The following is a 13,468-nucleotide window of genomic DNA, read 5'->3' on the forward strand; positions in this document are numbered from 1 at the left end:
GGCTTTTTTTATTTGACGCTGAAATGTTATGGCGCTTCCTGCAAGGCCAGGCGAACAAACCCGTTATTCTGCGCCAGCAATTCGTGCGCTTTCCAGGCATCCAGCCCCGTCAGCACCATCAGTACCGCCGTTTTGCACTGGTGGTTGCAGCTTTCCAGCGCGGCCTTCGCCTGCGCCCGGCTACATCCCCCCGCTTCCATCACAATGGCAATTTGTCGTTCGGCCCATCTGGTGTTGCTTGCCTCCAGATCAACGCGCAGGTTGCTGTACACCCGTCCGGAACGTACCGCCAGACCGGTGGTGATCATATGCAGGATCATGCTTTGCGCAATGCCTGCTTTAGCGTTGGTATACCCGGCCACCACATCCGCGCCCAGTTCGGGGGCAATGACCATGCTCGCCAGCTGCGCCGCTTCACTTTGCGCATCCTCCGTAATGATCGCAACCGTTGAGCCCAGAGACCACGCATGACGCATCGCGCCCCATACCCATGGGGTTTTGCCGCTGACGGACAGCGCCAGCATCATGTCATGCTCGCCAAATTCTATCGTCTGAAGGTCGGCAACGCCGCGCGCGTAGCTACCGGCGTGATCGCCTGCTGTCATCGCAATGACGGGATGTTTTCCCGGCGCAAACGCTTCTGCCGCCTGTTCAGCCACGCGTCCGGACGCGCCCGCGCCGGTCAGTACCAGACGTCCGCCGTGGCTAAGCGTCGCCGCCGCGTTATCCACCACGCGGGCCAGCATACTTAAGTGAGGGGTAAGTGCAGAAGAGATTTGCGCGTCATGCTGGTGTATGACGTTAAGCATATCCAGCGTCGATAATCTGTCGATGTTCGTGGTGCTGGCGTGCCGTCTTTCCCTGGCCGTACCGGTAAGCATAATGCTCATAAACTGCCTCCTTATTATGAGTACCCTCACACTATAAAGTGTTTTATATAGGTCACCTGAGAGGAGGCTCACGAAACGCCTCTCTTTACATGGCTTTATGAAACGCCCGTCATCAGCGATAATTAGCCCTTTCTTATTCATCGCGGAGTGTTAATGAGCGATTTGCAGCCCTTCCCCCCGACGCGCAAGCGCCCTATGAAGCTGAATACGCTGGTTACGCTGATGGTGTGCGCGATTATCGGCTCAGTGCTGCTGGTGGTCTTCGCGCTGTACTCTGTGCAGATCACCCGCGCCACGCGCGATGACGTGAAAGATACCGCGCTGGGTATCGCCCGGACGCTGGCCGACAGCCCGGAGATCAAGCGTGGCCTGATGGAATCGCCGCAGGCTGGCATCATCCAGCCGATTGCCGAGGCGGTGACGAAGCGCAACGACCTGCTGTTTACCGTGGTCACCGACCTGCGTGGGATCCGCTATTCCCATCCAAACGAAGCGCTGTTAGGTTTGCATTTTATTGGCGACGATCTGACGCCCGCCCTGGAAGGGAAAGAGAATGTCTCCGTTAACCGCGGCGCGCTCGCGGAAGCGCTGCGCGTCTTTACGCCAGTGTATGACGACCAGCACGACCAGATCGGCGTGGTGGTGGTGGGTATTTCGCTGAATAAAGTTGAAGATCAGATTGCCCGCGGGCGGCTCAACGCCGTGTGGACCATCTTATTCAGCGTTCTGATGAGCTCAGTGGCGATATGGGGTCTGGTCCGGGTTCTGAAACGTATCCTCTTTGGGCTGGAGCCTTACGAAATCTCAGCTCTCTTTGAGCAGCGCCAGGCCATGTTGCAGTCCCTGCGCGAAGGCGTGATGGCCGTGGATATGCACGGGCGCGTGACGATGATTAACCACACCGCCAGAGAAATATTACTCCTGACCTCAGGCCAGCACTCCGAAAGCAGCAGTGAACCGCTGCTGGCCAGCCTGCGCGAAGTATCCAGGACCGGCATTGCCCGCCAGGATCAGGAGATCGGCTGTAACGGGCGGCTGTTGCTCTGCAACATGGTCCCCGTGAAAAGCCAGAATCAGGTGATCGGGGCGATCAGCACGTTCCGCGATAAGACCGAAATCAGCCAGTTAATGCAGCGTATTGATGGCATGGTCAGCTACGTTGATGCCCTGCGCGCTCATACGCACGAGTTTATGAACAAGCTGCACGTGATCCTCGGCCTGCTGCACATGAAGCGCTACGATAAGCTGGAGGAGTACATCATCCAGACCGCGCAGAATTATCAGACGGATATCGGCGCGATACAACGTAAAGTTAAATCCCCGGTCATTGCGGGCTTCCTGCTGGGTAAAATTAACCGCGCTAAAGAGGCCGGAGTGACCCTGACGCTGGCGGAGGAGAGTCAGCTTCCCGACACCGCCAATGAAGAGCAGGTTGCGGTGCTGATCACCGTGCTGGGCAATTTAATCGAAAATGCCCTGGATGCGATGGAAGGCCAGCCGGAAGGCGAGATAGGCCTGCTGCTGCATTATCAGAACGGCTGGCTGAGCGGTGAGGTCAGCGATGACGGTCCGGGCATTGATCCCGAGCGGCTGGAGGCTATTTTTACAAAGGGCTACTCAACAAAAGGTGAAAACCGCGGCGTTGGGCTGTTCCTTGCGCGTCAGCAGATCCAGAATCTGGGCGGAGATATTACCGTCGAGTCGGAGCCTGGCGTATTTACCCAATTTTTTGTTCAGATCCCCTGGGATAGCGAGAGGAATATCGCGTGATAAATGTGTTAATTGTCGATGATGACGCCATGGTAGCCGACCTCAACCGTCTGTATGTTAACCGCGTTGAGGGTTTTAGCTGCTGCGGCGTCGCTTCCACGCTCAACCAGGCCGAGGCGTTGATCGCCAACCCAGGCCAGCCGATCGATCTGGTGCTGCTGGATGTCTATATGCAGCAGGATAACGGGCTGGATCTGCTGCCCATCATCCGCGCATCGGGCCGCCCGATTGACGTCATCATGATCTCGTCGGCCTCCGACGCCGCAACGATCCAGACCTCAATGCACTATGGCGTGGTGGATTACCTGATTAAACCGTTCCAGTTCCCGCGTTTTGAAGAGGCGCTGAACGGCTGGAAGGCAAAGCGCAGCCTGATGGGATCGCATCAGTATTATGAACAGGCCGACGTCGACAGGCTGATCCACGGCGGCGCTCCGGAGCTGGCCGACAGCAAAAAATTACCGAAAGGCCTGACGCCGCAGACGCTGCGCACCATTTGCCAGTGGATCGACAGCCATCCGGAGATAGAGTTTTCCACCGACGATCTGGCGAATGCGGTCAACATTTCCCGCGTCTCCTGCCGCAAATACCTGATCTGGCTGGCGCAAATTAATATCCTGTTCACCAGCATTCACTACGGCGCTACCGGCCGGCCGGTATATCGCTACCGTTTGCAGCCGGAACAGGTCGGCCTACTCAAACAGTACTGCCAGTAATTCGGTAGCTGTCGTCCAGAAGGGTAAAACGGAAGTGGTGCATCGAGGAGATCACCACTTCTTTTGTTTTGGTGACAAAGATGGCTTCAATATCGGGGCGCGAACGCAGCGCGGCGCAGCCCTTTTCCACGCCCATGCCGTAGATCAGCGTGGTCCAGATATCGCCGTCGAGGGAGTCTGGCGAAATAATCGTCACGCTGTCCAGTTCGTTATCCAGCGGGTAGCCGGTGCGTGGGTCAAGTATGTGGTGATAACGTTTGCCGTTCAGCTCGAAGTAGCGCTCATAGGTGCCTGACGTCACCACCGACCGGTTTTCGACCGACATGGCGCCAATCAGCGCATCACCGGCAAACGGTTTTTTCAGGCCAACGCGCCAGCCGCCCTCCGGCGAGCCTAACGTCTGAACGTTGCCGCCAAGGTTGATCAGCCCGAGTTCAACGCCCTCTTTATGCAGGTAATCCCGCACCCTGTCGGCGATATAGCCTTTAGCAATGGCCCCCAGATCGATCTCCATTCCCTGGCGAGTAAGGAACACGCTGCTGTTGGCTTCATCCAGCACCACGTCCGCAGGATGCGTGATGCCCAGCAAAGCGGCGATCTCGTCCGCGGGCGGTACAGCATCCCCCTTAAAGCCAATTTTCCAGCGCTTCACCAGCGGGCCGATCGCCAGGTTAAAGGCGCTGTCTTTAAGCAGGCTGGCCGCTTTCGCGCAGCGGATCAGCTCGAACACCGGGCGACTGACGGCAACCGGATGCTGACCGGCCGCATGGTTGATGTCCATTACCTGGGAGTGCGCTCGGTTAACGGTAAGCAGATCTTCGTACTGTTTGATCAGGCGAAACACGCGAGAGGCAAGCGCTTCGTCATGGGAAAAGAGTTTCAGGAGGATGGGCGATCCCATCAGAACGGCGGAGTAGCTGTAAACGCGATGGCTATCAGGCATTTCATGAGTCCTCAGATGTAGCCCCGGCAGGCACCGCGCCGCCGGGGAAACAGGAGCCTTACCGTGTTTTCGAACGCATAGCCGCCTGATGTCCTGCAAGCGTACCAAAAATAATGATATCTGCCACCGCGTTACCGCCGATGCGGTTACCGCCATGGATGCCCCCGACAACCTCACCCGCAGCAAACGCTCCCGGCAATACGTTGTGGTTGCTGTCCAGCACGCAGGTTTCTGTGTTAATGGTCACGCCGCCCATGGTGTGGTGAACGCCCGGTGCAATCTGAATGGCGTAGAACGGCCCTTCGTTGATTGGCGCACGCAGCGCGGTGGTGCGGCCGAAATCATCGTCGTGCTGTTTCTCCACAAAGCCGTTGTAGCGTTCCAGCGTTGCCAGGAACTGGTGGTGATCCATCCCCAGCTCTTCCGCCAGGGCTTTTGGCGAGCTGGCGCTGGTAACAAACCCTTTTGCGATGTACTCATCCGCGGCTTTGTTTTTGGCGCGAACATGCTCGTCAAAGACGATGTAAGCGTATTTCTCCGGCAGCGCGATGATCTGCGCCGAGACTTTGTCGCGGGTCGACATTTCGTTATAGAAGCGGTTGCCCTGCTGGTTTACCAGAATCGCCCCGCCGCCGCGGATGGATTCGGAAATCAGATACGACGTTTTCTGCTCAACGGTTGGGTGGATCTGAATTTCGCCCATATCCACGGTGCCCGCACCGATACGCTCCAGCAGCGCGATACCGCCTCCGGTCGCCCCTTTGTGGTTGGTGGTAACGAACCCTGCCAGATCCGGACGGTATTTCACCACCATCTGGCTGTTGGCGCTGAAGCCGCCCGTTGCCACAATCACGCTTTTGGTTGCCACGGTGAGGGTTTCGTTCTCTTCGGTGGTCAGACGCACGCCGGTCACTTCGCCATTTTCGAAAATGATGTCGCTCACGGAGGTATCCAGCATCACCTCGATGTTGCGCTTGTTGACGTTACGCACCAGGCCGCTGATCAGATACCCGCCCACTGCGGAACCGTCTTTCGGACGGTGCGTACGGTCGATGCTCATCCCGCCGGTGGTGGTAATGTCGTTCAGCATAATGCCGCGCGTGGCCAGCCATTCGATAGCCTGCGGCGCGTTCTCGACAAAGCGACGCAGCAGTTCAGGGTCGTTCTTGTTGCCACCGCCTTTCAGACTTTCCTGGTAGAACAGCTCTTTGCTGTCCTGAATACCTTTCACGCGCTGGAAGCGGGTCTCCGCCGCGTTCATCCCGGCCGAGGCTTTAATGGTGTTCCCGCCGATGGTGGGCATTTTCTCGACGATCAGCACGCTCGCGCCTTCGTCATGCGCCTGAATCGCCGCTGCCAGACCGGCGCCGCCGCTGCCGACCACCACCACATCCACGCTTTTAGTCTCATTCGGGTCTGCGCCCTCTTCCGCCGCCAGCGCTTTGCTGGATTTCAGCATTGCCTTCGAGACCGCTTTTTTCACCGCCTCGCTCTGGCTGGTCGCGCCCGTAATCGCGTCCACGTGCGGGGTGTTGGCATCCAGAATACGGGTACGGATCTCTTCGAAGCTGGTGACAAACTCGACGTCTTCACTCGGGCCCGAGGCCAGTTCGATATCGGCGATGCGGTCGGTTTCGAGGCTGACGTTAATCACCAGCTCGTTAGCATCGTCCTGCACTTTTTCAATAAAGGTGCCCGGTTTGAATTTAGATTCGCCCATGCTCATGTCGCGGATCATCGCTTCCACCAGCGAGAAGCGCCACAGCGGTTCCGGGATGCTCAGTTCTTCGCGTCGGGTACTGTCCATAAACAGCTCCAGGCTTTCGCCCGCCGCGATGCGATCGGTCCAGTTCGGATAGGCGATGGTGGCGCGGCCAACGGCAATCAGGTCGTAACCGTGATCCAGCGCTTCATTCACATCCGTGGCATTCACCACGCCGCCAACGCCCATTACCGGTACCTGCGCCAGCGTGTCAGAGCGCATGGCGCAGTATTTTTCGATAAGTGGCGTCGGGTCCTGAGTATCGACGATAGATGAACGCAGGGCGGCACCAAGGGAGAAGTGGAGATAATCTACCCCGCGCGCGGCCAGTTTTTCCAGCAGATACAGGGTGTCTTCGAAGCGAATGCCCGGGACTTCAAGCTCTTCCGGAGAGAAACGGTAGCCAATGATAAACGCGTCGTCCGCGTACTGGCGCACCATCTTGTGGGTAATGTCCAGCACCGCCAGCGGGAATTTCGCGCGGTTTTCGCGGCTGCCGCCCCACTCGTCGTCGCGCTGGTTAGAGTTCGGGGAGAAGAACTGCTGGATCAGATAGGTATTCGCCCCGTGGATTTCGACGCCGTCGAACCCGGCCTGAATTGCGCGGCGCACGGCTTCGCCGAACTTGCCGATCATGCCTTCCACCTCTTCCGCGGTCAGGGCAACCGGCGTGGCGGCACCGTCACGCGGCGCGGCAACGGCGCTTGGGCCAACCGGCGTGCGGCCCCCGATCAGTTTTGGGTCGACCATGCGGCCGCCGTGGTAGATTTGCAGCAGGGCTTTGGAGCCTTTGGACTTGATAGCGTCAGCGATTTTTGCCAGCCCGGCGATTTTCTCGTCGTTATCAATACCAATTGCGCCCGGGAACGCCAGGCCGAGATCGTCAACAAAACAGCACTCAACGATGATGGTGCCGATGCTGCCCGCACGGGCGCGGTAGTACTCCACCAGCTCGCTGGTCACGGTGCCATCGTAATAACCGGTACAGGTTGTCATCGGGGCCATTAACAAACGGTTTTTCAGTTCAGTACCATTCGGTAATGTGAAGGGGCTTAAAATACGTTCGTTAGTGCTCATAATAGAAACTCCAAACTTTAAAAATTAAGAATTCGTTATCGGGATGATTTTTTATTTCGTGTTTTTTGCCGATGTCATGATAGTAATATAAAGCTTTTTTTAGTTTCTAAAGTCATTGCGTTAGTTAATAAACTATTTAATCCCTTCGATAACATTAATAACACATTGGTGTTAGCGGGAATGTTTCACTCGTTCACAAGAATTTAAAAAAAGTTAAATTATAAAAGGTCAAACTAATACACCAAATCTAGCAAAAAACCATATAAAACAACGATAAACAAAAGCACCATAATTTAAATGTTATAGTTTTGATACATAAAATGCGTAAAATTAGCGAATAACCACACTACTCAGAGTGGTTATTATAAAAAATATAAAAATAGCCATTCAGTTCCGTTTTTTTGATCGCGATCAATAGTTATGGCATTCAAAAGAGCAATATAAAAACATCATCATTTTTTATTTAGCGCAAACCAAAATGCGTTAAATCGCTATTAGTGAAAACACAAATCCGCACCTTAAATAACTAAAAAAAGCAAAAAGGATATTTCAATAGAATTTGTGTTTTCGCCGGGCGACGAATTTTTGACAACTTAAGACGTGAAACTATGAATACAAAAACTGCTGTAACGCCTCCTGCGGCGAATCTGGCATCAAATGGAACAGCAAAACGACTGCTGATGATGGCTTTGCCCGTCATTGTTGCCGTCCTGCTGTTGTTTGTCCCCGTTCCGGAAGGGCTGCCGCCTTATGCGTGGCACTACTTCGCCATCTTTGTCGGCGTCATCGTCGGCTTAATTTTCGAACCGCTGCCGGGCGCCGTGATCGGTCTTACCGGCGTCGTGGCGATTGCGCTGTGCAGCCAGTGGGTGCTCTTTAGCCCGGAACAGCTGGCTGACCCAAAATTCAAGCTGGCGGGCGCCTCCTTTAAATGGGCGGTCAGCGGGTTTGGTAACTCCACCGTCTGGCTGATTTTCGGTGCCTTTATGTTCGCCGCAGGCTACGACAAAACCCGCTTCGGCCGCCGTCTGGCGCTGATTCTGGTGAAGTACCTGGGCCGTCGCAGCCTCACGCTCGGTTACGCCATTACGTTTGCGGACCTGCTGCTGGCCCCGTTCACCCCGTCCAACACCGCGCGCAGCGGCGGGACCATCTACCCGATCATCGCCAACCTGCCGCCGCTGTATGGTTCAAAACCCAACGACCCAAGCGCGCGCAAAATTGGTTCGTATCTGATGTGGGTAGCCATCACCGCGGCCTGTATCACCAGCTCGATGTTCCTTTCCGCTCTGGCACCTAACCTGCTGGCGCTGGCGCTGGTAAAAAGCACGGTCGGAATTGATATCTCCTGGGGGACCTGGTTCCTCGCCTTCCTGCCGCTGGGCATCCTACTGATCCTGACCATGCCGCTGCTGGCCTACTGGTTCTACCCGCCGGAAGTAAAAGTGAATAACGAAGTACCGCTGTGGGCGACCCGTGAACTGGAAAAACTGGGCAAACTGTCGCGCAATGAGATCCTGCTGCTGGTGTTCGTGTGCTGTGCGCTGCTGATGTGGATCTTCGCCGCGGCGTGGATTGAACCGGCCATGGCTGCCCTGCTGATCGTTGGCCTGATGCTGTGGACCGGCGTGCTGGAGTGGAACGATATCACCGGTAACAAAGCCGCGTGGAATACCTTCGTCTGGTTCGCCACCCTGGTGGCGCTGGCGGATGGCCTCTCCTCCACCGGTTTTATCAGCTGGCTGGGTAAAGAAGGCGGCCTGCTGATGAGCGGTATCTCTCCGGGTGTCGCCACCATCGTGCTGCTGCTGGCGTTCTACCTGCTGCACTACCTGTTCGCCAGCACCACCGCGCACACCACGGCGCTGCTGCCTGCGATGCTGACCATCGCCTCCACCATTCCGGGCATGAATATGGAAGTGTTCGTCCTGCTGATGGTGACCTCGCTGGGCGTGATGGGGATCATCACCCCCTACGGTACCGGTCCAAGCCCGATTTACTACGGTAGCGGCTACCTGCCAACCAAAGACTACTGGCGCCTCGGCACCATTTTCGGCGCCATCTTCCTGGCAGCTCTGCTGCTGATTGGCTACCCGTGGATGTCCATGATGTTCTGATTCCTGACCGCCGGACATTTCCTCCGGCGGTTAAATTTTTGTGGAGCAAGCTATGTCAAACAAACCCTTTATCTACCAGAACCCCTTCCCCCTCGCGCATGACGACACCGAATATTATCTGCTGACCAAAGAGCACGTTTCCGTTGCCGAGTTCGACGGTCAGGAAGTGCTGAAAGTCGAGCCAGAGGCGTTGGCCCTGCTGGCACAGCAGGCCTTCCACGACGCGGCATTTATGCTGCGCACCTCTCACCAGAAGCAGGTTGCGGCTATTCTGAGCGACCCGGAAGCCAGCGAGAACGATAAGTACGTTGCCCTGCAATTCCTGCGCAACTCCGAGATTGCGGCGAAAGGCGTGCTGCCCACCTGTCAGGATACCGGTACGGCAATCATTATGGGTAAGAAAGGCCAGCGCGTCTGGACCGGCGGCGGTGACGAAGCGGCGCTGAGTCAGGGCGTGTATAACACCTATATTGAAGACAACCTGCGCTACTCGCAGAATGCGGCGCTGGATATGTATAAAGAGGTGAACACCGGCACCAACCTGCCCGCGCAGATCGACCTCTACAGCGTTGATGGTGACGAGTATAAATTCCTGTGCATGGCGAAAGGCGGCGGTTCCGCCAATAAAACTTATCTGTATCAGGAAACCAAAGCGCTGATCACCCCGGCGAAGCTGAAAAATTATCTGGTTGAGAAGATGCGGACCCTGGGCACCGCGGCCTGCCCGCCTTACCATATCGCCTTCGTTATCGGCGGCACCTCAGCGGAAGCCACGCTGAAAACCGTCAAGCTCGCCTCTGCGCGCTATTACGATGGCCTGCCAACCGAAGGCAATGCGCACGGCCAGGCGTTCCGCGACGTCCAGCTCGAGCAGGAACTGCTTCAGGAAGCGCAAAACCTCGGCCTTGGCGCGCAGTTCGGCGGGAAATACTTCGCGCACGATATTCGCGTGATCCGTCTGCCGCGCCACGGCGCCTCCTGCCCGATCGGCATGGGCGTCTCCTGCTCCGCTGACCGCAACATCAAGGCGAAGATTAACCGCGACGGGATCTGGATTGAGAAGCTGGAGCACAACCCGGGCCAGTATATTCCTGAATCCCTGCGCCAGCAGGGAGAAGGCGACGTGGTAAGCATTGATCTGAACAAGCCGATGCCCGACATTCTGGCGCAGCTTTCCGCGCACCCGGTCTCCACCCGCCTGTCGCTGAGCGGCACCATCATCGTGGCGCGTGACATCGCCCATGCGAAGCTGAAAGAGCTGCTCGACAACGGGGAAGAACTGCCGCAGTACGTTAAAGATCACCCGATTTACTACGCAGGCCCGGCGAAAACGCCAGAAGGTTACGCGTCTGGCTCCTTAGGCCCAACCACCGCCGGGCGTATGGACTCCTACGTAGACTTACTGCAATCCCACGGTGCGAGCATGATCATGCTGGCCAAAGGTAACCGCAGCCAGCAGGTCACCGACGCCTGCCATAAGCACGGCGGCTTCTACCTCGGCAGCATCGGCGGCCCGGCGGCGGTGCTGGCGCAAAACAGCATCAAGAGCCTGGAGTGCGTGGCGTATCCTGAACTGGGAATGGAAGCCATCTGGAAAATTGAAGTGGAGAACTTCCCGGCGTTTATCCTGGTGGATGACAAAGGCAACGACTTCTTCCAGCAGATCCAGAATAAACAGTGCAAAGGGTGCTCACAGCGCTGAGCGTTTCCATAACGCCGGAAGCAGCGACAGCGTATCGTTGATCAACCCGCGCTTGTCGCTGCCCGGCTTCCAGATAGTGACCATCGTCTGGCTTATCCCCTGGCTGCCCACTTCGGTGGGCAGCCTTTTTACATTTTTCCACTGCGTTGCCTGAAGATGGGTCGGTAAAAACCCCCAGCCGCAGCCCTTCTCCAGCAGGCCGCGCAGCATCTCCAGTTCGTTAGTGAAAAGCGTGTGCCCTGAAATTTGCAGGCGACGGGCAACCGGCTCGTCTGACGCGGGATGCATAATCACCTGTGGCACCAGAGAGAGATTGAGCAGCGACACCGGCGACGCAACCTCCGCAAAAAGCGCCGTTGCGGCGTAAAAATCCATTTCGATCGCCCCCAGCGCCCGCCACTCCATCTCATTGCCCACGCTGCGGTTGCGCGCCTGGCAGATCCCCAGATCGGCCTGACCGTTTGCCAGCATCGCTTCCGCCTCATCGCGCGATGCGCTGGTCAGGCTCAGGCGGATCTTTTTCGTCGCCAGTGTGGCAATCAGCGCCTGTAAAAAAGCTCTGGGGGTGAACGGATCGTAAGCGAGGGCGATGTCCTGCGTCGCGCTGTCCGGTACCGATCTGGCAAACGCCTCAAACGCTTTGACCTGGCGCATCAGCAGGTGCGCCTGCCGCTGAAGCTGCTCCCCCTCCGGCGTCAGGCGCAGGCTGCGCCCCTCCCGCAGGAACAGAGCATAGCCCAGCCCATCCTCAAGGAAATCGATCAGATCCCGCAGGGTAGTACGATCTTTGCCGAGTTTACTGGCCGCCTTCATCAGGCTGCCGTGTTCAGCGACGGCAGTGAACGCCTCAAGCTGGGCAAAGGAATAGATCAGTGATGCCACGCCATTCTCCACGCAATTTTTACGGGGGATTTTCCCCCATAACGCGTTTTTTATTATAGGCCGCAGGTTCTTAAACTGAAGTCCTTCCTGAGCCAAACGAGATAAATATGAAAATCAAAACAAACCGCACGCTGCTCGCGGCGCTGGTTGTCAGCAGCCTGCTCTCGCCCGCCGTTATGGCGGCCTGCAACGGTACCGACCTCACCACCTGTCCGGCGCCTTTCGATGCCAGACTCCCGGACGCGCATACCATGCTCACCTGGAGCCAGGCCGATCGCGTGGTGGGCTTTCGCAATGACTACCGCAACTACGCAGGGGATGTGTTCCGCCACGGCAACGCTACGCCGCTGCTGCCCGCAGAAAAACCGCTCACCGATGCCCGCTATCAGGTGAAGGGTAAGAGTTACACTCTTCAGGATTACCTGAAACGCCAGAACGTCAGCGGCATGCTGGTGCTGAAAAATGGCAAAGTGGCCTATAAATACCTGGGTGAAGGCAATACCGACTCAACGCTCTGGACGTCGCGTTCCGTGGGCAAATCGGTGGTCTCCGCGCTGGTGGGTGCTGCAATTAAAGAAGGGAAAATCCACTCCCTGGACGACCTTGTCACCCAATACGAACCTGACTTAAAAGGCACCGCCTGGGAGGGCGTAACGCTAAAACAGCTCATCACCCACACCTCTGGCGTGGCGTGGAACGAAGATTACACCAACCCGCAATCTGACTTCGCCCGGCTTACCGAATGCGAAGCGAAGCCGGGCACCTACAACTGCGTGCGCACCCTGGTGAAGGGGTTACACCGTGAACACCCGGCGGGCGAAAACTGGTCCTATTCCTCGGGTGGCGCCTGGCTGTTAGGCGATGTGCTTGAGCGCGCCACCGGCATGACGCTCGCGGCGTATCTGGAGAAGACCATCTGGCAGCCGTACGGCATGGCGAGCGACGGCGTGTGGCATGCCTACAGCAAAGGCCAGCACGACGTGGGTGCGCATGGGTTCAACGCCACGCTGGAAGACTGGGGGCGTTTCGGGGAGTTTATCCTGCATAACGGTACGCTGCCGGACGGGAAGCAGATCCTCCCCGAGGGCTGGGTGAAACAGTCCTCAGCCTGGACACAGGCCAAAGGATCGGTGTCCGACGCGCATCCGAAGGGGTTATACGGCTACCAGTGGTGGAACAACGAAGTACCAGCCACCGCCACACACGTGGAGCCGAAAGTCGAAAATTCGCTGAAGGATTCCCTGTGGGCGCTGGGTATATTTGGTCAGATGATCATGGTTAATCAGAAAGAAAATCTGGTTATCGTCCAGTGGTCCACCTGGCCGCAGGCAGAGCCGTCATTCAGCGCTCAGCCGCTGGAAGCGTCGCTGATGTTTAGCGCGATTGCGAACGCGCTGCGCTGATAATCCCAAGCCAGGCCCCGCCTGGCTTCTCACCTGCGCGATGTCACAAAACCGATATATCAGCAACTTAGCGAAATCGAGTAAATAAAAGATCACCGAAATGTTAAGTTATTGTTGAATATGTAAATACTGGTCAACGCTTTGTCATTAATGCACCACACGCATCAGTCCATGCGCTATTTGCGCTTATTAATTTCCACTTCCTG

The 13,468-nt window shown here is 56.8% G+C and carries 9 protein-coding genes; 5 read left to right on the forward strand and 4 right to left on the reverse strand.

From position 1 onward, the window contains the following. Positions 1-26: 26 nt before the first annotated feature. The gene (locus tag L379_RS09145; protein ID WP_032648811.1) at positions 27-890 is read right to left on the reverse strand and encodes an N-acetylmuramic acid 6-phosphate etherase; all 864 of its coding nucleotides are present in this window, start codon (positions 888-890) and stop codon (positions 27-29) included. A gap of 153 nt (positions 891-1,043) precedes the next feature. On the opposite strand from L379_RS09145, the gene L379_RS09140 reads away from it, so the two are divergent. Both L379_RS09140 and dcuR read left to right on the forward strand, forming a co-directional pair. Continuing rightward, positions 1,044-2,660: a sensor histidine kinase gene (locus tag L379_RS09140; protein ID WP_023294962.1), complete on the forward strand. Its 1,617-nt coding sequence runs from the start codon at positions 1,044-1,046 to the stop codon at positions 2,658-2,660. After that, positions 2,657-3,376, forward strand: a complete 720-nt coding sequence (gene dcuR / locus L379_RS09135) for a two-component system response regulator DcuR (protein ID WP_003859556.1) — start codon at positions 2,657-2,659, stop codon at positions 3,374-3,376. The genes L379_RS09140 and dcuR overlap by 4 nt, the downstream gene beginning before the upstream one ends. On the opposite strand, the gene L379_RS09130 is transcribed toward dcuR, so the two are convergent. Beyond that, positions 3,357-4,319 carry an FAD:protein FMN transferase gene (locus tag L379_RS09130; protein ID WP_032654124.1) on the reverse strand — a complete coding sequence of 321 codons (963 nt, stop codon included), beginning with the start codon at positions 4,317-4,319 and terminating at the stop codon, positions 3,357-3,359. The two genes, dcuR and L379_RS09130, sit on opposite strands and share 20 nt — an antisense overlap. 58 nt (positions 4,320-4,377) lie before the next feature. Continuing rightward, positions 4,378-7,158, reverse strand: coding sequence for a flavocytochrome c (locus tag L379_RS09125; protein WP_032654125.1), 2,781 nt, complete (start codon positions 7,156-7,158; stop codon positions 4,378-4,380). A gap of 608 nt (positions 7,159-7,766) precedes the next feature. On the opposite strand from L379_RS09125, the gene L379_RS09120 reads away from it, so the two are divergent. Both L379_RS09120 and fumA read left to right on the forward strand, forming a co-directional pair. Beyond that, positions 7,767-9,275, forward strand: a complete 1,509-nt coding sequence (locus tag L379_RS09120; protein ID WP_017383327.1) for an anion permease — start codon at positions 7,767-7,769, stop codon at positions 9,273-9,275. A 52-nt stretch (positions 9,276-9,327) separates the two neighbouring features. After that, complete coding sequence (gene fumA, locus L379_RS09115) at positions 9,328-10,977, forward strand: class I fumarate hydratase FumA (RefSeq protein ID WP_032654129.1); 1,650 nt, start codon at positions 9,328-9,330, stop codon at positions 10,975-10,977. Here fumA and L379_RS09110 read toward each other — a convergent pair. Then, positions 10,966-11,871, reverse strand: coding sequence for a LysR family transcriptional regulator (locus L379_RS09110; protein ID WP_032654131.1), 906 nt, complete (start codon positions 11,869-11,871; stop codon positions 10,966-10,968). The two genes, fumA and L379_RS09110, sit on opposite strands and share 12 nt — an antisense overlap. Positions 11,872-11,966: 95 nt before the next feature. Here L379_RS09110 and L379_RS09105 point away from each other — a divergent pair, with 95 nt between their 5' ends. Beyond that, positions 11,967-13,262 (forward strand): serine hydrolase domain-containing protein, encoded by a 1,296-nt coding sequence (locus tag L379_RS09105; RefSeq protein ID WP_032654133.1) that lies wholly within the window; start codon positions 11,967-11,969, stop codon positions 13,260-13,262. The last annotated feature ends 206 nt before the right edge of the window (positions 13,263-13,468 follow it).

Source organism: Enterobacter sp. MGH 33, from assembly GCF_000534535.1.
GTDB lineage: Bacteria > Pseudomonadota > Gammaproteobacteria > Enterobacterales > Enterobacteriaceae > Enterobacter > Enterobacter hormaechei_C.